The sequence below is a fragment of the Actinoplanes sp. CA-030573 genome (genome assembly GCF_050951115.1).
GTDB lineage: Bacteria > Actinomycetota > Actinomycetes > Mycobacteriales > Micromonosporaceae > Actinoplanes.
The window spans coordinates 7,329,127-7,347,873 of the sequence record NZ_CP192038.1 but is presented as its reverse complement, the minus strand read 5'-3'; the positions used below and the strand labels follow the sequence as shown (position 1 = coordinate 7,347,873).

Sequence of the window (18,747 nt, the reverse complement as noted above, 5' to 3'; positions counted from 1 at the left end):
CGTGCGTACGGCGAGGCTCTACCTGCGTCTGCTGGGCGCCCACTTCCGGTCCCTTCTCGAGTACGAGGCCGACTTCCTGATCCTGGCCACCGCCACCGTGCTCATGCAGGTTGTCAACATCGTCTTCCTGGCGGCTCTGTTCGCGAAGGTCCCCGAGATCAACGGCTGGACGTTCTGGTCGGTGGTGATGATGTTCGGCGCGGTCGCGCTGGCCGAGGGCGTCGGCTCGCTGTTCTTCGACGGCATGTGGAGTCTGGCCTGGCAGATCAACCGGGGCGACCTGGACTATTTCCTGGTCCGGCCCTACCCGGTGGCGCTGCAGTCGAGCAGCACGAACGTCGGCATCAACGGGTTGAGCAACATCCTGGTCGGCGGCCTCATGATCGGCGCCGGGCTGGCCCACTCCGACGTGGTGTGGTCGCCGTGGCGGGTGACGGCCGGCGTGCTGCTGCTGATCAGCGCCGTGGTGATCAAGGTGTCGATCAACCTGGCCACCAACGCGGCGTCGTTCTGGCTGGCCAGCCCGTCGCCGCTGTTCGCCTTCGCGCTGCACCAGGTGGGCGATCTCGCCCGGTTCCCGCTGTCGATCTACCCGTTCGCGCTGAAGGCGGTGCTGGGCTTCGCGTTGCCGTTCGCCTTCATCAGCTTCTTCCCGATCGCGTACGTCCTGGACAGTGGCGGATCGAAGTGGCTGGGCCTGCTGACCCCGTTGGTGGCGGCGTACTGCGCCGGCGCCGCCGCCCTCATCTTCCGGCGAGGTCTGCGCCGTTACGAGAGCGCCGGCAACTGAACGGTCCGTGCAGGGCGGCCCACTGCACCAGCATGATGGTCTTCGCGTCGGCGATGCGTCCGTCGACCGTGCCGGCCAGGGCCTCGTCGAACGGCAGCTCGACCGCCTCGATGTCCTCGCCCTCGTCGGCCACGCCGCCGCCCGCGCCGGTGCGGCTCGCCGGGGTGTAGGGCGCCGCGTAGAAGTGCAGGCGCTCGGTCACCGACCCGGGGCTCATCCAGACGTCGAAGACGTGCTCGAGCTCACCGACCTCGACGCCGAGCTCCTCGGTCGCCTCCCGGCGGATCGCGTCGGCCGGGGCGTCGTCGTCCAGCAGCCCGGCGGCGGTCTCGATCAGCATGCCGTCGGGGTGGCCGTTGACGTACACGGGAAAGCGGAACTGCCTGGTCAGCAACACCGTCCGCCGATCCGGGTCGTAGAGCAGGACGGTCGCGCCGTCGCCGCGGTCGTAGGTCTCGCGCTGCTCGGTGGTCCAGCGGCCGTCGGCGTGCCGGTAGTCGAACGTCGTGCGCCGCAGCACGTGCCAGGCGGCGGCGATCAGCTCGACGTCGCGGACCACGACGTCCGGATTACCGGTCAGATCGCGCCCGGTCCGGTCGAGCCCGATCCGGCCCCGCGCATCGGGCACGTCGATCCCTGGTGTCGTCATGCCCGCGACCGTACACTGCAAAACACGTAAAAGTCGACAACAACAAGGAGGAGTACGCATGCTGCCCGCCGAGCGGCGTGACTTCCTGCTGGCCCGGCTGCGGACCGACGGCAAGGTGGTCGCCAAGGACATCGCCACCGAGCTCGGCGTGGCCGAGGACAACATCCGCCGCGACCTGCGTGAGCTGGCCTCGGCCGGGCTCTGTCAGCGCGTCTACGGCGGAGCGCTCCCCGCCGCCCCGGCCGCGGCCGACCTCGCCACCCGCGCCTCGGTCGCCACCGGGAGCAAGCGCCGGGTCGCCGCGGTCGCGGCCACCCTCATCCGGCCCGGCAGCACGGTCCTCATCGACGGCGGCACGACCGCGCTGGCGGTCACCGCCGCGCTGCCGCCGGACCTGCCGGCCACGATCGTCACCCACAGCCCGGTCGTCGCCGCCGCCCTGATCGACCATCCGACGGTCGACGTGTTCATCCTCGGCGGGCGCCTGTTCAAGCACTCCGGGGTCGCGTCCGGCGCCGCGGCCGCCGCGGCCGCCGCCGCGGTCAGCGCCGATCTGTTCCTGCTCGGCGTCACCGGCGTCCATCACCGGGCCGGCCTGACCACCGGCGACCCGGACGAGGCGGCCATGAAGCGCACGCTCGCGTCCCGGGCGGCGGAAACCTACGTGCTGGCCAGCTCGGAGAAGATCGGCGCCGCCTCGCCGTTCGCCGTGCTGCCGCTGAGCGAGGTCGCCGGCCTGGTCACCGACGTGGACGCCGGCGATGCCGAGCTGCTGCGACTCATCGACGCCGGCGTATCGGTGGTCCGTCCGTCCGATTGACTTGCGGTTGCGCGGCACCGAGGCTCGATCAAGGATGGGAACGCTCCCACCGTTCTCCACGATCAGGAGTCCACCGTGTCCTTGTCGTTTCCCGTACGGCTCGCCGCCGCGGCCGCCGCAGTCGCGGTGACCGTGGCCGTCAGCCCCGCACCCGCGCACGCGTCCATCCCGGACGGCACGCGCTTCTACACCCCGCGGCCCGATCCCGGCGCCGTCCAGCAGATCGCCCAGCTCGCGCACGCCGGGCAGTGGCGGCTGGCCCACCAGATCGCCACCATGGTCACCACGCCGCAGGCGGTCTGGGTCACCGGCGGCTCCGGCCGCTCGCTCACAAAGTCGATCAAGAAGGAGACCCGGCGGGCGGCAGCCCAGCGCGCGACGCCGGTGTTCGTCGCGTACAACATCCCGTTCCGCGACTGCTCGCAGTACTCCGCGGGCGGCGCCACCTCGGTCGCCGAGTACAAGGCGTGGATCGACGCCTTCGCCGCCGGCATCGGCGGCTCCAAGGCCGCCGTCATGGTCGAGCCGGACGGGCTCGGGATCATTCCCTGGTACACCACGATCAACGGCGACAAGGAGTGGTGCCAGCCGGCCGAGGCCGACCCCGCCACCGCCGCCTCCGACCGGTTCGCGATGCTCAACTACGCGGTGGACCGGCTGACCCGGCTGCCGCACACCAGCGTCTACCTCGACGGCACGCACAGCGCCTGGCTCGGTACGGGCGACATCGCCGACCGCCTGGTGAAGGCGGGCGTGGCCAAGGCCGACGGGTTCTTCCTCAACGTGTCGAACTACGAGACCACCGAGCGGCAGCTGAAGTTCGGCAACTGGATCTCCAAGTGCATCTACTACGGCACCGAGGGGTCGGCCGACAACCGTGGCCACTTCGAGCGGTGCGCCAGCCAGTACTACCCGGCCAGCCCCGGTGACTTCAGCACCTGGGGCCTGAGCGACGCCTGGTACGACGCCAATGTCGGCAACGTGTCACCGCGCCGGCTCGCGCACTTCGTCGTGGACACCAGCCGCAACGGCCAGGGCCCGTGGGCGGCGCCGGCCGGCGTCACCTGGCCCGACCCGCAGACCTGGTGCAACCCGCCGGACCGCGGCCTGGGCCTGCGCCCGACCACCCGGACCGGCGACGCGCTGGCCGACGCCTTCCTGTGGGTCAAGACGCCCGGCCAGTCCGACGGCCAGTGCGACCGCGGCACCGGCACCGGCCTGGACCCGGCCCGCGGCAACACCGCCGACCCGGCCGCCGGCGCGTGGTTCCCGCAGCAGGCGATCGAGCTCGTGCAGTTCGCGAACCCGCCGCTGCGCTGATCGATGCCGGTGCGCCACCCGTAGCAGCGGGTGGCGCACCGGCCTGGACTCCACGGTGGACGAACTTTAAGATCCGGCCATGGCCGGTCCGCGCCGGCGGCGAGGGGGAGGACGCACATGGGTGAGGGCGAGATCGATCTCGGGAACCGGGTCGACCTGCACACCGACCGGCCGCATCCGGCGCGCGTCTACGACTACCTGCTCGGCGGCAAGGACAACTTCGCCGCCGACCGCGAGGCGGCCGACAAGGGCCTGCAGGCCAACCCCGACAGCCGGATCCCGCCGCGGGAGAACCGGCTCTTCCTGCGCCGGGCGGTACGGTTCCTCACCGAGCAGGGCATCGACCAGTTCCTCGACATCGGCACCGGCATCCCGAGCGCGCCGAACGTGCACCACGTGGCCCAGGGCGTCAACCCGCGGTCCCGGATCGTCTACGTCGACAACGACCCGATCGTGCTGGCCCACGCCCGTGCGCTGCTGACCAGCCACCCCGAGGGCCGCACCAACTACATCGACGCCGACCTGCGCGACGTCGACTCGATCCTCGGCTCGGACGCACTCGCCGAGACCCTCGACCTGAACCGCCCGGTCGGCCTGCTGCTGATCGCGATACTGCACTTCGTCGGCGACGAGAACGAGCCGTGGACCATCGTCGAGCGGCTGCTGGCCGCCCTGCCGCCCGGCAGCTACCTGGCGCTGTCGCATCTGACCGGCGACTTCCGCCCGGAGGCGTGGGCGCAGGTGGCGGAGATCTACCGCCGGCAGGGCGTGACCATGCGGGTCCGCTCGAAGCCGGAGATCGAGCGCTTCTTCACCGGGCTCGACCTGGTGGACCCGGGCGTGCAGGTCCTGCCGCAGTGGCGGCCCGACCTCGGCGAGCCCACCGACCCGGCGCCGTCCGACGCCCAGGTCTCGGTGTACGGCGGGGTCGCACGCAAGTCCTGACCCGGCATGTGCGCGTGGATGACGGACCTGGCCGCCGCCTGGCGGGGCGAGCGCATCGCGCTGTCCTCGTCGATGCCGATCGAGGTGGCGCGTCGCTGGGTCTCCGGCGACGCGGCGTCCGCGGGCGGCGACGTCGTCCGCCGGACGGCCGCGAGGCTGAACACCCGCAGCGCGTGGCGGCCGGTCCTGCGCGGCCGGCTGGTGGCGGCCGGTACGGGGTGCCGATTCGCCGGGGTCCTGGGGTGGGATCCGAAGCTCAGGGCGTTGACCTGCTGCCTGCTCGGCGCCTCGGTCGCGGCGCTGGGCACGGGCACGGTGCTGGCGGTGACCGCGGCGTCCGGCCGGTGGGCCGCGTCGGGTGCGGCCGCCCTGGGACTGTTCGGGGTGGTGGTGGCGCTGGTGAGCACGGTGGTCGGCTACCGGGAGACCCGCGGGCAGCGCGACTATCTCCGCTCGTGGATCACCGGCCGGATGAACGCGCCGTGGTATCGGGCGGGGCCGGATCGGGCGCAGAACTAACCGGCGATGCGCATGCGTTCGCACAGGGCGCGCAGCTCGGTTCCGGCGGTGCGCCGGTGGGAGCGCTCGAGCAGGGTGCGGGCGGTACGCCGGACGTCGCCCGAGGTGTGCACGTGCTGAGGCGCCCGGCGTTCGGCGGTCAGCAGGAAGCGGATCGCCTGGCGGTCGTGGCCGGGCAGCAGGGCCAGCGCGCGGGCCGTGTCGGCGTAGTAGAAGACCTGGCGGAAGCCGACCGTCAGCGCGGCCGGGTTGGTGCGGCGGGCGATCTCGGCGGCCCGGCCCGGGTCGCCTTCGTCGACCTCGATGCTGATGCGCCAGATCGCCACGTTGGTCGGGCCGAAGTACATGCCCATCGCCGTGGTCTCGCCGGTGCCGCGGGCCAGCGCGTCGGCCTCGGACAGCCAGGCGCGGCTGTCGTCCGGGCGTTTGCGGCCCTGGCTCGCGTACGCGCAGATCAGCTGCAACGCGCCCAGCGTCTCGGTGCCGCCCGGCCGGTGTGCGTGCCGCGCGAGCTCGTCGGCCGCCCGCTCGGCCAGCGTGAGGCCCCGCTGGAAGGAGCCGCACGCGTTGGCGGCGTTGGCCATCGCGTAGGCCGCGTACCCCCGCAGCACCGGATCGCCGGACGCCTCGGCCGCGTCCCGGCAGCGCTCGGCGCCCAGCCACGCGTCCGCCGGATGGCCGAGGTTGCGCAGCACCGAGGAGGCGATGAAGGTCGCGTCGCAGAGCATTCGCAGCGCCGCCCGCCGGTCCGGCCCGGCGGTCTCGGTGTGCAGGTCGCGCAGCAGATCGGGCAGCAGCCGGGCGGCGCCCGCGTAGTCGCACGCCTGCCGCAGCGTGTCGACCAGCGCGAGCGTGCGCGACAGCTGCCCGGCCGGCGGCGCCGGGCGGGTCCCCGGCTCGGCGAGGTCGATGTCGACCAGCGCGCGGCGAATCCCGCGCACCCCCGCCAGCGCCGCCGCCGCGGCCCGGTCGGTGGCCGGCGTCGCGCCCTCGGCGAGGTCGGCGGGGGAACACTCGAGCGCGGCCGCGATGTCGGCCAGGGTGAACCGGTTGTCGGCCGCCTGGATCCCCCGTTCGATCCGGCTCCAGGTGGCATGCGAGACACCGGCCCGGCTCGCGGCGTACCGCATGCTCCAGCCGCGCAGCAGGCGACGGGCCCGGATCCGCTCCCCGACGGCCGGGTCCGTGGACGGTCGTGGCGTCATGATGCGAACCTAACCGGGCGCTCCCGCCGGGTGGTACAGCCTTGTACCACCCGGCGGGCCGGGGTCAGGCCTTGGTGATCCTGAGGTTGTCGACCGCGGCCTCGACCAGGGACGCGGTGCCCGTGTCGGCGGCGCTGACCTCCAGGCGGACGGTCTGGCCCGCGTACGCCGAGAGCCCGACGTTCGCGGTGGCCCACGTCGCCGCCCGGTCGGTCGCCGCGCCGGCCTGGGTGAAGACGGTGGTCGAGGCCGAGCCGGTGACGACCCGCACGCGGAAGTAGTCGGCGCTGGTCGCGTTGCTCAGGTGCGCGAGGTACCAGGAGAACGACAGCGTGAGGGTGCCCGACGGCAGCGTGATCGCCGGCGACAGGATCGTCGTGACCCCGCCGTCGACGTCGTAGGCGCCGGCGCTCGACCCCGCCGCGGCCCCGGTGACCAGGTCGTAGGTGCCGCCCGCCGCCGTGCCGAGCTGGGTCGTCACGCCGGCCGAGCTGGTCGCCTGCGGATCGCCCCGCTCGAACCGGCCCAGCGTCGCCGTGTCGGCCGTGCCCGCGGTCCAGCCGGTCGCCGTCTCGAGGTCGTCCGACCACACGGTCGTGCCACCGCCACCGCCACCGCCACCGCCCGCCGCCAGCGTCCACACCGAGTAGGCGATCGCGTCCGAGTTGCGGTCGAGGGCGGTGTCGTCGATGTTCGAGGTCGTGTCGCAGCCGCTGTGGTAGCAGGGGTCGAAGGCCGTCGCCGTGCCGCCCCACAGCTGCACCTGCGCCGAGGTCTTGCGCCCCTCGGCCCCGGTGAAGATGCCGCCGGCCGGGATGCCGGCCGCGATGAACGGCCCGTAGTCGCTGCGCCCGTCGAAGTCGGTACCGCGGGTCGGCACCCCGATCGAGGCGAAGTACGCCGCCAGCGTCTGCTCGATCTGCGCCGAGCCGGCCGGGCCCGGGCCCGACCCGGTGCCGTCCGAGTTGTCCCCGTCGTACAGGAAGTAGCCGGGGTTGGGTGAGGCGACCATGTCGAAGTTGAGATAGCCGGTGATCGCGGCCTTCTGCGCCGAGCTCAGCGAGTTCACGTAGTAGGTCGAGCCACGCAGCCCCAGCTCCTCGGCGCCCCACCAGCCGAAGCGCAGATGCCGCGCGGGCTGGAAGCCGGACCGGGCCACGGCCAGGGCGACCTCGAGGTTGGCCGCCGAGCCCGAGCCGTTGTCGTTGATCCCGGGCCCGGCCGTGACGCTGTCAAGGTGCGCGCCGATCATCAGGGTGTCGCCGGTGTTGCCGCCCGGCCAGTCGGCGATCAGGTTGTACCCGGTCGCGCCGTTGTAGGTGAAGCTCTGCTGCGTCGTGGTGAAGCCGGCCGCGTCGAGCAGGCCCTTCACGTATTGGACCGAGGCCAGGTAGCCGGCGCGGCCGTGGGCGCGGTTGCCGCCGTTGGCGTTCGCGATGCTCTGCAGCTGGCTCAGGTGGGCCTTCACGTTCGCGACCGGGATGTCGGGCGCGGCGGCCAGAGCGGATGCCGCTGCGGGGGAGGGGGCGGCGGCCAGGCCGGCGATCAGCGCGGCCGCGGCGATCAGGGGTGATGCGCGCACGAAGTTCCTCCGTGTGCTCGGACGGGTGGGTCCGCCGAGCATTGCATCGATGTCTGTCTAAGCACCCATCCCAGAGGCCCCATATCGTCCCGCGTTAGGCATCGAGGAACCGGGCGGCCCGGGCCGGCCAGGTGCGCACGTCGGCCGCGGTCGCGGACACGTGCAGGCGGGCGTCGGGCAGCGTCTCGAGCAGGTACTCCGAGGTGGACACCGGATGCACCGGGTCGGACTCCCAGGCCAGGATCAGCGTGGGATGCGGCAGGCCGGCGATCGCCTCGGCCGGGGGCAGGTCGGTGGCGGCGGCGCCGCGCAGCACCGAGGGCAGCACCTCGCCGTCGATGTCGGCGTCGTAGCGGTAGCTCGGCACGTCGGCGAAGATCTCGGGGACCGCGAACTGCCGCATGCCCTTGAGCCACGCGTCCTTGCCCCGTCTCTCGACGAAGTCGGCGCCGTCGCGATACATCTGCCTCGCCGCGACCCGGGTCTCGCCGGTGGTCGGCGGAATCATCAGGACCAGACGGCGGAATCGCCCGGGGGAGCGGGTCGCGGCGTGCAGCAGCGTGCCGGTGCCCATCGACTGGCCCATCCAGTCGACCGGCTCGCCGCCGCGGACGTGGTCGGCCAGCGCGATCAGGTCGTCGGCCAGGCGTGGCCACTCGTAGAGCGCGGGGTCGGGGGCGCCGGAGGACGAGCCGTGGCCGCGCGCGTCGTAGCGCACGAGCCGGTGCGAGGCCAGCAGCGGTTCCCAGTCGAGCAGGCCGACCGCGTCCTCGGCCCGGCGGCTGAAGAAGATGCCGTGCGAGTAACCCACGGCGGGGCCCTCACCCCGTACGTCATAGGCCAGTCCGTCGAACACTGAGTCAGTCATGGGGGAAACCTAGACGGCTCTTGACAACGATGTCGTCCTGACCGAATCTGGGAGCGCTCCCATATCGTCCCCTGTCGATTGGTTCCCCATGAGAGTCCGTACGCTGGCCCTGGCCGCCGCCGTTGTCACGGTGGCCGCCGGGGCGCTGGCCGTGACGTTGTCCCCGGCGTCCGCGGCCACCACCGGCTGTTCCGTCACCTACAAGGTCACCGGCTCCTGGTCCGGCGGCTTCCAGGGCGACATCGCGATCACCAACCTCGGTGACCCGGTCTCCGCCTGGTCGCTCGGCTTCGACTTCCCGAACGCGGCGCAGAAGGTCACCCAGGGCTGGGGCGGCAAGTTCGCCCAGTCCGGCGCGCACGTGACGGTCACCAACGAGACCTGGAACGGCTCGCTCGGCACCAACGCGACCGCCTCGGCCGGCTTCATCGGCTCGTGGAGCGGCAGCAACCCGGTGCCCACCACCTTCACCCTCAACGGCGTGACCTGCACCGGCGGCACGACCACCACGACGCCGCCGACCACCCCGCCGACGTCGCCGTCCACCTCGCCCACCACCAGCCCGCCGCCGCCGACCGGCGCCGCCCCGGCGATCAAGGTCTCCGGCAACAAGCTGGTCAACAAGAGCACCGGCGCCACCGTCAAGCTCTACGGCGTCAACCGCTCCGGCGGCGAGTTCGCCTGCATCCAGGGCAACGGCTTCTGGGACGGCCCGATGGACCAGACCTCGATCAACGCGATGCGGTCCTGGAAGGTCCGGACGGTGCGGGTGCCGCTCAACGAGGAGTGCTGGCTCGGCACCGCGGACGTGCCGGCGGCCTACGGCGGCACGGCCTATCAGAACCAGGTCAAGGCGTACGTGAACCTGCTCGTCCAGAACGGCATCACGCCGATCGTGGAGATGCATTGGAACTACGGCCTCTACACCGGGCCGAGCTCGGGCTGCAGCGACGTCAAGGCGACCTGCCAGAAGCCGATGCCCGACGCCCAGTACGCGCCGTCCTTCTGGACCGGTGTCGCGAACGCGTTCAAGGGCAACGACGCGGTCATCTTCGACCTGTTCAACGAGCCCTACCCGGAGCGGGCCACCGGCGACGAGACCTCCGGCTGGAAGTGCTGGCGCGACGGCGGCACCTGCAACGGCATCACCTACCAGGTGGCCGGGTTCCAGAGCCTGGTCAACACCGTACGCGCGACCGGCGCCACCAACGTCATCATGATCGGCGGCCTCGCGTACTCGAACAACCTCTCGCAGTGGCTGACCTACCGGCCCACCGACTCACTGAACAACCTGGCCGCCTTCGCGCACATCTACAACTTCAACTCGTGCGCGAACACGTCCTGCTGGGACAGCCAGATCGCGACCACCGCGCAGCAGGTCCCGGTCACGCTCACCGAGATCGGCGAGAACGACTGCGCGCACGGCTTCGTGGACGGGCTGATGAACTGGGCCGACGCGCACGGCATCGGCTACCTGGGCTGGACCTGGAACACCTGGGACTGCTCGACCGGCCCGTCGCTGATCAGCAACCACGACGGCACGCCCACCAACTACGGCCTCGGCCTGAAGAACCGGCTGGCGACCGTCTCCAACTGATCGCCTGATCGCCCGATCGTCCGGGTCCACGGGCACAGCCCTACCGTGGACCCGGGCGTTCGGCCCATATCGACGCGGCGCTATTGACTCTGCCCCCGGGGGAGACTCCACTGTGTGACGGGAACGTTGCGATCGGGGGTCGTCATGGTCAAGCGGGTCGCCGCCCTCCTGGCGGTTCTGTTCGGCCTGGTCGTCACGCCGGGCGCCGCGCTGGCCGCGCCGCCGCCCTGCCGCGTCCAGGGTCAGACCGTCCAGGCCGGGCACCTGCGCGTGCAGGTGCTGAGCCCGACGCTGCTGCGGCTGGAGTACGCCGCGTCCGATTCCTTCGAGGACCGTCCGACCTTCAACGCCGTCGACCGCACGCCCGGCCGCACGTGGTACCGGGCCTCGACGACCGGCGGCGAGCTGCGGGTCGAGACCGGCGCCGTGACCCTCCACTATCGGCTGGACAGCGGCGCGGTCAGCGCGGCGAACACCACGCTCGACCTCACCGTCGGCGGCCGCCGCGTCAGCGTGCATCCCGAGTTCGGCTCGCCGGCCCGCGCCGACTCCCTCGGCGGGTGGTACCGCGGCCTCGACTACTACGCCGGCCAGGCCGGGCCGGTCGACCAGCTCACCCTGCACCCCGGCATGCTCAACCGCTCCGGGTGGTACCTGCTGGACGACACGGCCACCGCGCTGCGCACCGGCGACGACTGGCTGACCCCGCGGCCCGCGCACGTGGGCGCCTACCAGGACGGATACCTGTTCGGCTACGGCCACGACTACAAGCGGGGACTTTCCGATCTCCGTACGCTCACCGGCCCCTCGCTGCTCCCGCCGGAGTGGGCCTTCGGCACCTGGTTCTCGAAGTATCAGGCGTACAGCACCGCCGACTACCGCAACCAGCTGCTGCCCGCGTTCAAGGCCAACAACGTCCCGCTCGACTCCCTGGTCATGGACACCGACTGGAAGGCGCCCAACCAGTGGGCCGGGTGGAACTGGAACCCGGCGCTGTTCCCCGATCCCGAGGCGTTCCTGGCCGAGCTGAAGCAGCAGGGCATCAACGCGACTCTCAACGTGCACGCGGCGATCAGCGGGGACGATCCCCGGTTCGCCGCCGCCCAGGCCATCGCCAAGGACAAGCTGGCCCCGGCCAAGAGCAGCTTCGCGCCGAACCCGTACCGGTTCGACTGGGGCGACGCCGACCAGGCGGCGGCGTTCGAGGCGCTTCACGACCCCTTCGAGGACCAGGGCGTACGCCAATGGTGGCTGGACTACTGCTGCGACGACAGCACGGTGAGCACCCCGGGCGTGACCGCCGACAGCTGGGTCAACGAGCTGTACAAGCGCGACGGCGACGCCCGTGGGCAGCGCGGCTTCTCGCTGTCGCGGATCGGGGCGTCCTTCCCCGACTACACCACGCCCGGCCCGTCCGGGCCGTGGGCCGAGCACCGCAGCAGCGTCCACTTCACCGGTGACACCCGGCCCGACTTCGCGACGCTGGCCTTCGCCGCGAGGATGACCCCGGCCGAGGGCAGCATCGGCCAGTCCTACGTCAGCCACGACATCGGCAGCTTCGCCGGCAAGCACCTGCCCGACGACCTCTACCTGCGCTGGGTGCAGCTGGGGGCGTTCCAGCCGATCCTGCGGCTGCACTCCGACCACGGCGACCGGCTGCCCTGGGAGTACTCGGAGGCGGTGAACAAGCCCGCCGCCGACTTCCTGCGGCTGCGCGAGTCGCTGGTGCCCTACCTCTACACCGCGGCCCGGCAGAGCTACGAGACCGGCCTGCCGATGGCCCGCGCGCTCTACCTCGAGTGGCCCGAGCTGACCGAGGCGTACCAGCACGACACGCAGTACCTGCTCGGCGACGACCTGCTGGTCGCGCCCGTCACCACGCCGGGGCTGAGCACCACCGTCCCGGTCTGGTTCCCGCCCGGCACCTGGACCGACTTCTTCACCGGCGCCACCTTCCGCGGCCCGGCGACCCGCACGGTCGGCGCCACCCCCGACCACATGCCGGTCTACGTGCGGGCCGGCGGCATCGTGGCCCGGTCGGCCGCGCCCGGCGGCACCAACGTGGCCGGACAGCCCAAGGACGAGCTGACCCTCACCGTCTACCCGCACGCGAGCGGCTTCACCCGCGTCTACCAGGACGCGGGCGACGGTCTCGGGTACCGGACCGGGCAGTCGGCGAGCATCCCGGTCCGCTACGTCGAGGGCCGCACCAAGTCGGTGACGGTGGGTCCGGTCGCCGGGAGCTACCCGGGCGCGCCCGCCACGCGCGGCTACACGGTGGCGTTCGCCGGGGTGAGCCGGCCGCACACGGTCACCGTCGGCGGGCACCGGGCGCCGTTCGCCTACGACCCGGCGAAGCACCTGCTCACCGTGGTGCTGCCGCGCACCGCGAGCGGCCGGTCGGTGACCGTGACCCACGACGGCGACGCGCTGACCGTGGCCCCGCAGCCGGCCGTCGACGTCACGTTCGAGGCGCCGGACGGGCTGCAATCGGGGGCGACCAGCCGGCTCGTGACGACCGTCCGCAACGCCGGGCCGGGCGCGATCCGCGACCTGGCGGCGACCGTGGCGGCGCCGGACGGCTGGGTGATCACTCCCCGGACCAGCACCACGAAATCCAGCCTGGCGGCCGGCTCGACGTTCACGGTGACCTACGACGTGACGCCCACCGGCGCGTCACCGCGTACGGCAAACGTGATCGCGCGGGTCGCGTACCGCAACCCCGACGGAAGCGAGACCAGCGCGCCGGCCTCCCTCACCGTGCCCATCCGCCCGGTCGCGGTCACCTTCCGCGTGCTCGCGCCGCCGGGCACCCCGCCCGACGCCACGCTCTACGTGCCCGGCAACATCGACCAGCTGGGCCCGTGGGACCCGAAGAAGCAGGCGATGACCAACCTCGGGGGCGGCATCTGGGAAGCCACGATCACCGTGCTCGACGGCACCGACATCCAGTACAAATACACCCGCGGCAGCTGGGAGACGGTCGAGGACTGGGGATCGATCGTCGGCACCAACAACCGGGACGTGGTGGTCGACGGCGGCATCACCCAGAAGATGCTGGTCGACGACACCTCGACCCAGTGGGGTGTGCCCGGCGTGCCCGACAACCACCTGGCCGTGCAGTACTGGCGCGACCCGCTGGTGGTCTCGACGACCTCCTCGGCCACGTCGGTGACGGTCACGTTCCAGCGCGACGTCGAGCCGACCGGCGACCCGAACGGGTCGTTCGCGGGCGCGGTCGAGATCAGCAGCCTGTTCGGCACCGTGCCCGGCACCGTCACCGAGCCGCGGCCCGGCACCCTGGTCTGGACCCCGACCGAGGCGCTGCCGCCCGGCTCGTACGGGGGCGCGGTCGGGCACGTGAGCAGCACCGGAGCCGGCAGTGTGCCGATCGAGAAGCCGTACACGTTCACCTTCACCGTCCCGTGAGCCGTGCCCTTGACGTTGCCCCGCCGCCCACACCGCCGTCGCCCGACCGGCACGTTCGGCCGAGTCGACGGCGGTCCGTCCGGACCGTGTCCACCGTGGATCAAAGCGTTTAGACTCCTCGATTGATCACGGCCTCGGGAGGGACTCAAGAGTGGCAACTCGACTGCACGGCGCCCGGTTCGCGCTGCTCGCCGCCACTGCCACGGCGGCGACGGCGGCCGCTCTGCTCGCCGGGCCGCTGATGGCCGAGGCGGAGACGGTTCCCGGAGCGTCGGCGCCGCCGGCCGCGACCGCCGAGGACAAGGCGACGATCGGCACGTACGCCGCCAAGGGCGCGCCGCCGGCCGCCGGTGGCGTCTCGTCCAGCCTCCGGACCAGGGCGAAGTCGCTCACCGCGGCGGCCGCCGAGGACTGCCCGAACACGTGCTTCTTCTACAACACCGCCTCCCACGACGCGGCGACCACCGGCCTGTTCGCGACCATGTGGATCTCCAACCCGACGGTCCAGAAGCCGGACACGCACTCGCTGGCCGAGCTCGCCGCGATCCTGCACACCGACAACGGCCGGCAGATCGTCGAGGTCGGCTGGACCGTCGACAACTCGATGTACACCGACGGCCTGCCGCACCTGTTCGTCTACCGCTGGGTCAACGGCAAGCCGGGCTGCTACAACGGCTGCGGCTGGGTGGCGTACGCGGACGCGAAGGTCAAGGCCGGCGACCCGCTCCCGGTCGGGCAGGCCAAGCAGTTCGGGATCCAGTACGACGCGAACTCGCCCAAGGGCGGCGGCTGGTGGATCAAGTACAACGGCGAGTTCATCGGCTACTTCCCGTCGACGCTGTGGAGCCAGGACGCCAACCCGCCGGTGACCTTCACCGAGACCGACAACGTGCAGGCGTTCGGCGAGGTCGCGGCCGGCACCACGCAGCCGTGCTCGACCATGGGCGTCAACAAGTCGAAGGGCTCGGACGGGGCGAACGGCAGCCCGCGCCCCGCGTTCATCGCCAGCATCGCCTACGTGAACGGGCCGGCGGTGGCGCCGAACGTGTTCGTGAGCCCGGAGACGGCCGCCACCGCGTACTCGGTCAACGCGGCGAGCGCCCGGACGTTCTTCTACGGCGGCGACGGGTTCTGCTGACGAGTTAATTCGGGGGCCGTGCTGTCGCGGCGCGGAGTAGCATTCGGGCGCATTCAGCCGACAGAGAGTGGATCATGTATCGCCCGGTGCCCGCCCAGGTCGACCTGCCCAAGGTCGATCACGAAGTCCTCGCCTTCTGGCGCGACAACGCGATCTTCGACCGCAGCCTCGAGCAGTCCCGTGGGCGCCCGGAGTGGGTGTTCTACGAGGGGCCGCCGACCGCGAACGGGATGCCCGGCGCCCACCACATCGAGGCCCGCGTCTTCAAGGACGTCTTCCCGCGCTACCGCACGATGAAGGGCTTCCACGTCGAGCGCAAGGCGGGCTGGGACTGCCATGGCCTCCCGGTGGAGCTCGCGGTCGAGAAGGAGCTGGGCTTCAACGGCAAGAAGGACATCGAGGCGTACGGGATAGCGGCCTTCAACGAGCGCTGCCGGGCCTCCGTGACCCGGCACACCGACGCGTTCGCCGAGCTCACCGAGCGGATGGGCTACTGGGTCGACCTCACCGACGCGTACCGGACGATGGATGCCGACTACATCGAGTCGGTGTGGTGGTCGCTCAAGCAGATCTTCGACAAGGGCCTGCTGGTCGAGGACTTCCGGGTCGCGCCCTGGTGCCCGCGTGACCAGACGACGCTGTCCGACCACGAGCTCGCCCAGGGCTACGAGACCGACGTCGACCCGGCCGTCTACGTCCGGTTCCCGCTGACCTCGGGTCCGCTGGCCGGCCGGGCGTCGCTGCTGGTGTGGACGACGACGCCGTGGACCCTGGTCTCGAACACGGCGGTGGCCGTCAATCCCGACGTCACCTATGTGGTCGCGACCGACGGCACCGAGCAGATCGTGGTCGCTTCCTCTCTCATGCCGGACGGATTCGCCGAGACGGGGGAGTCGTTCACCGGCCGCCAGATGGAGCGCTGGGCCTACCGGCCGCCGTTCGACCTGGTCGAGGTGCCCGGCGCGCACTACGTGATCCTGGCCGGCTACGTCACCACCGACAGCGGCACTGGCCTGGTGCACCAGTCGCCCGCGTTCGGCGCCGACGACCTGGCCAGCTGCCGCGCCTACGGGCTGCCGATGGTCAATCCGGTGCGGCGGGACGGGACGTTCGAGCCGGAGCTTCCGCTGGTCGGCGGTCTCTTCTTCCGTACGGCCAACGAGCCGCTCGTGGCCGAGCTGGAGCGCACCGGGCTGCTGTTCCGCCACGACGCCTACGAGCACCAGTACCCGCACTGCTGGCGCTGCCACACCGCGCTGATCTACTACGCGCAGCCGTCCTGGTACGTGCGCACCACGGCCGTACGGGATGATCTGCTGCGGGAGAACGAGAAGACGACCTGGCACCCCGAGACCGTCAAGCACGGCCGCTACGGGGACTGGCTGGTCAACAACGTCGACTGGGCGTTGTCGCGCAACCGGTACTGGGGCACGCCGCTGCCGATCTGGCGCTGCGAGTCGGGCCACCTGACGTGCGTCGGGTCGCTGGCCGAGCTGAGCGACCTCGCCGACCGCGACCTGTCGGGGCTGGACCCGCACCGGCCGTTCATCGACGAGGTCGGGTTCGACTGCCCGTCCTGCGGCTCGCCGGCGGCCCGGGTCGAGGAGGTCATCGACGCCTGGTACGACTCGGGCTCGATGCCGTTCGCGCAGTTCGGCTACCCGTACAAGAACAAGGACCTGTTCGAGAAGCGCTTCCCGGCGCAGTTCATCTCGGAGGCGATCGACCAGACCCGCGGCTGGTTCTACACGCTGATGGCGGTCAGCACGCTGGTCTTCGACCGCTCGTCCTACGAGACCGTCGTCTGCCTCGGGCACATCCTGGCCGAGGACGGCCGCAAGATGTCCAAGCACCTCGGCAACATCCTCGAGCCGATCCCGCTGATGGACACCCACGGCGCCGACGCGGTCCGCTGGTTCATGGCCGCGGTCGGCTCGCCGTGGTCCGCGCGCCGGGTCGGGCACAACGCCCTGCAGGAGGTCGTCCGCAAGGTCCTGCTGACGTACTGGAACACGGTGGCGTTCCAGGCTCTCTACGGTCGCACCGCGGGCTGGGCGCCGTCGGCGTCGGACCCGGCGCCGGCCGACCGGCCGGTGCTCGACCGGTGGGTGCTGTCCGAGCTCAGCGACCTGGTCGGCAAGGTCGACGCCGCGCTGGCCGGCTTCGACACCCAGGAGGCCGGGCGGCTGCTCGCGGGCTTCGTCGACGACCTCTCCAACTGGTACGTACGGCGCAGCCGGCGGCGGTTCTGGCGCGGCGACCCGGCCGCGCTCGCCACCCTGCACGAGGCGCTGCGCACGGTGACGCTGCTGATGGCGCCGCTGACCCCGTTCATCGCCGAGCGGGTCTGGCAGGACCTGGTCGTCCCGGTCGACCCGGCCGCACCGCAGTCGGTGCACCTGGCGTCGTTCCCGGAGCCGGACGCGTCCCGGCGCGACGCCGCCCTCTCCGCGCGGATGGCCGTCACCCGGCGGCTGGTCGAGCTGGGCCGGGCCGCGCGGGCCGAGTCGGGCCTGAAGGTGCGGCAGCCGCTGTCGCGGGCGCTGGCGTCGGTCGCCGACCTGCCGCCGGACCTGCTCGCGGAGATCGCGGCCGAGCTCAACGTTGGCGAGATCGCCCCGCTGGCGGGGTCGCTCGTCGACACCACGGCCAAGGCCAACTTCCGGACGCTGGGCAAGCGCTTCGGCAAGCGGGTGCAGGAGGTCGCGCGTGCGATCGCGGCCGCCGACGCCGCGTCGCTGTCGAGCGCGCTGCGCGAGTCGGGCGCGGCGTCGGTCACGCTCGACGGCGAGACCGTCACGCTCGCCCCCGACGAGGTGATCATCACCGAGACGCCGCGGGCCGGATGGGCGGTGGCCTCCGAGGCGGGCTACACGCTCGCCCTCGACCTGGAGCTGACGCCGGAGTTGCGGCGGGCCGGCCGGGCCCGGGAGGCGATCCGGCAGATCCAGGAGGCGCGCAAGGCCAGCGGCCTGGAGGTCTCGGACCGGATCGCGCTGGCCTACGCGACCGACGACCAGGACACCGCGCTCGCGCTGAGCGAGCACGCCGCCCTGGTCGCCGACGAGGTGCTGGCGACCGCTTTCGCCGCCGGCGAGCCGGGCCCGGACGACCGCGTCTTCACCGACGACGACCTGCGGTTCTGGCTCCGAAAAGCTTAAGCCGGGAAGCCCGGGCGCCGGGAAGTTCGAGCGCCCGGGCGATCCGATGGCTAGGCGGCCGGGATGGCCGGGTCGTCCCAGAAGACGTAGACGGCCTTGTAAGGCACGCTCACGCTCTGGCCGCTCGTGCACGGGTCGGTCGGGGCGACGCCGCCGGAGGTGTAGAGCCGGTTGATCCAGTCGGCCTTGGAGAGCACGCCCTTGCCGCTGTGGGTGAGCACCTGCAGCAGCAGCTCGGGGATCGTGCCGTCCTTGGGCGACGACTTGCTCGCGGTGGCGGTGACCAGCGAGTTGTCGCGCAGCGACTGCCAGCTCGGGCCGGCGAAGTGGTGCAGGCGGCCGCCGGTGCCGACCAGCTGCGCCTCGGGAGTGGACTTACCGGTGTAGGCGCCGGCGGTCGCGCCGGTCGGGACTACGCACGTGTAGTTCTGGGTGCCGCTCGTGACGACGTAGGCGCCGATCGGGCGGGAGCCCGCCGGCGGCTTGATGATCTCCGGGATGCTCGGGATGGAGACGGCTCGTGCGTCCGGGCCGACGGCGGCGGGCGCCGCGACCTCGGCGGCCGAGGCGTTGAAGGTCACTGCCCCGATACCGGCGACGACGGCCGCCATGCCGGCCACGGACAGTGCGCGCACGCGCGAGCGAGTCGTGCTGAACAATGTTGCCCCCCTGCTGTGGATGGTGGGCCCCTCGCCCACCGACAACACACACGGGGTGACGACGC

The 18,747-nt window shown here is 71.9% G+C and carries 14 protein-coding genes; 9 read left to right on the top strand and 5 right to left on the bottom strand.

Features of this window, described 5'->3' with window-relative positions; translation table 11 throughout:
- Position 1 precedes the first annotated feature (1 nt).
- A complete protein-coding gene (locus ACQP2F_RS33760; RefSeq protein ID WP_433294685.1) occupies positions 2 to 790 on the top strand; it encodes an ABC transporter permease in 789 nt (262 codons plus the stop codon).
- Here ACQP2F_RS33760 and ACQP2F_RS33755 read toward each other — a convergent pair.
- Entirely contained in the window at positions 744 to 1,439 is a 696-nt protein-coding gene (locus tag ACQP2F_RS33755; RefSeq protein ID WP_433294683.1) for an NUDIX domain-containing protein, read from the bottom strand. The two genes, ACQP2F_RS33760 and ACQP2F_RS33755, sit on opposite strands and share 47 nt — an antisense overlap.
- 58 nt (positions 1,440 to 1,497) lie before the next feature.
- Between ACQP2F_RS33755 and ACQP2F_RS33750 the strand changes: the two genes are divergently transcribed.
- From ACQP2F_RS33750 to ACQP2F_RS33735, 4 genes are all read left to right on the top strand, one after another.
- Positions 1,498 to 2,259: a DeoR/GlpR family DNA-binding transcription regulator gene (locus ACQP2F_RS33750; protein ID WP_433294681.1), complete on the top strand. Its 762-nt coding sequence runs from the start codon at positions 1,498 to 1,500 to the stop codon at positions 2,257 to 2,259.
- Positions 2,260 to 2,334: 75 nt separating this feature from the next.
- On the top strand, positions 2,335 to 3,579 hold the full coding sequence (locus ACQP2F_RS33745; protein ID WP_433294679.1) for a glycoside hydrolase family 6 protein: 1,245 nt from the start codon (positions 2,335 to 2,337) through the stop codon (positions 3,577 to 3,579).
- A 117-nt stretch (positions 3,580 to 3,696) separates the two neighbouring features.
- On the top strand, positions 3,697 to 4,524 hold the full coding sequence (locus tag ACQP2F_RS33740) for an SAM-dependent methyltransferase (protein WP_433294677.1): 828 nt from the start codon (positions 3,697 to 3,699) through the stop codon (positions 4,522 to 4,524).
- Between the two features lie 18 nt (positions 4,525 to 4,542).
- Positions 4,543 to 5,043, top strand: a complete 501-nt coding sequence (locus ACQP2F_RS33735) for a hypothetical protein (protein WP_433294675.1) — start codon at positions 4,543 to 4,545, stop codon at positions 5,041 to 5,043.
- Here ACQP2F_RS33735 and ACQP2F_RS33730 read toward each other — a convergent pair.
- The 3 genes from ACQP2F_RS33730 to ACQP2F_RS33720 all read right to left on the bottom strand — a co-directional run bounded on the left by ACQP2F_RS33730 (position 5,040) and on the right by ACQP2F_RS33720 (position 8,698).
- Positions 5,040 to 6,248 (bottom strand): helix-turn-helix domain-containing protein, encoded by a 1,209-nt coding sequence (locus ACQP2F_RS33730; protein ID WP_433294673.1) that lies wholly within the window; start codon positions 6,246 to 6,248, stop codon positions 5,040 to 5,042. The two genes, ACQP2F_RS33735 and ACQP2F_RS33730, sit on opposite strands and share 4 nt — an antisense overlap.
- A 64-nt stretch (positions 6,249 to 6,312) precedes the next feature.
- Entirely contained in the window at positions 6,313 to 7,872 is a 1,560-nt protein-coding gene (locus ACQP2F_RS33725; RefSeq protein ID WP_433294671.1) for a M20/M25/M40 family metallo-hydrolase, read from the bottom strand.
- A 52-nt stretch (positions 7,873 to 7,924) separates the two neighbouring features.
- Positions 7,925 to 8,698: an alpha/beta fold hydrolase gene (locus tag ACQP2F_RS33720; protein WP_433294669.1), complete on the bottom strand. Its 774-nt coding sequence runs from the start codon at positions 8,696 to 8,698 to the stop codon at positions 7,925 to 7,927.
- Between the two features lie 88 nt (positions 8,699 to 8,786).
- Between ACQP2F_RS33720 and ACQP2F_RS33715 the strand changes: the two genes are divergently transcribed.
- The 4 genes from ACQP2F_RS33715 (at position 8,787) to ileS (ending at position 18,023) form a co-directional block, all read left to right on the top strand.
- Complete coding sequence (locus ACQP2F_RS33715) at positions 8,787 to 10,295, top strand: cellulase family glycosylhydrolase (RefSeq protein WP_433294667.1); 1,509 nt, start codon at positions 8,787 to 8,789, stop codon at positions 10,293 to 10,295.
- Positions 10,296 to 10,409: 114 nt separating this feature from the next.
- Positions 10,410 to 13,724 carry a TIM-barrel domain-containing protein gene (locus tag ACQP2F_RS33710; RefSeq protein ID WP_433294665.1) on the top strand — a complete coding sequence of 1,105 codons (3,315 nt, stop codon included), beginning with the start codon at positions 10,410 to 10,412 and terminating at the stop codon, positions 13,722 to 13,724.
- 151 nt (positions 13,725 to 13,875) lie between these two features.
- Positions 13,876 to 14,862: a neprosin family prolyl endopeptidase gene (locus tag ACQP2F_RS33705; protein WP_433294663.1), complete on the top strand. Its 987-nt coding sequence runs from the start codon at positions 13,876 to 13,878 to the stop codon at positions 14,860 to 14,862.
- Positions 14,863 to 14,936: 74 nt separating this feature from the next.
- On the top strand, positions 14,937 to 18,023 hold the full coding sequence (ileS, locus tag ACQP2F_RS33700; RefSeq protein ID WP_433294661.1) for an isoleucine--tRNA ligase: 3,087 nt from the start codon (positions 14,937 to 14,939) through the stop codon (positions 18,021 to 18,023).
- A 50-nt stretch (positions 18,024 to 18,073) separates the two neighbouring features.
- On the opposite strand, the gene ACQP2F_RS33695 is transcribed toward ileS, so the two are convergent.
- Positions 18,074 to 18,658 carry a DUF3455 domain-containing protein gene (locus tag ACQP2F_RS33695; protein WP_433294659.1) on the bottom strand — a complete coding sequence of 195 codons (585 nt, stop codon included), beginning with the start codon at positions 18,656 to 18,658 and terminating at the stop codon, positions 18,074 to 18,076.
- Positions 18,659 to 18,747: the final 89 nt, after the last annotated feature.

Bases quoted from the DNA above. Each gene is read 5' to 3' on its own strand.
- ACQP2F_RS33755 (WP_433294683.1), bottom strand. From the start codon at position 1,439: ATGACGACACCAGGGATCGACGTGCCCGATGCGCGGGGCCGGATCGGG.
- ACQP2F_RS33750 (WP_433294681.1), top strand. From the start codon at position 1,498: ATGCTGCCCGCCGAGCGGCGTGACTTCCTGCTGGCCCGGCTGCGGACC.
- ACQP2F_RS33740 (WP_433294677.1), top strand. From the start codon at position 3,697: ATGGGTGAGGGCGAGATCGATCTCGGGAACCGGGTCGACCTGCACACC.
- ACQP2F_RS33735 (WP_433294675.1), top strand. From the start codon at position 4,543: ATGACGGACCTGGCCGCCGCCTGGCGGGGCGAGCGCATCGCGCTGTCC.
- ACQP2F_RS33730 (WP_433294673.1), bottom strand. From the start codon at position 6,248: ATGACGCCACGACCGTCCACGGACCCGGCCGTCGGGGAGCGGATCCGG.
- ACQP2F_RS33725 (WP_433294671.1), bottom strand. From the start codon at position 7,872: ATGCTCGGCGGACCCACCCGTCCGAGCACACGGAGGAACTTCGTGCGC.
- ACQP2F_RS33720 (WP_433294669.1), bottom strand. From the start codon at position 8,698: ATGACTGACTCAGTGTTCGACGGACTGGCCTATGACGTACGGGGTGAG.
- ACQP2F_RS33715 (WP_433294667.1), top strand. From the start codon at position 8,787: ATGAGAGTCCGTACGCTGGCCCTGGCCGCCGCCGTTGTCACGGTGGCC.
- ileS (WP_433294661.1), top strand. From the start codon at position 14,937: ATGTATCGCCCGGTGCCCGCCCAGGTCGACCTGCCCAAGGTCGATCAC.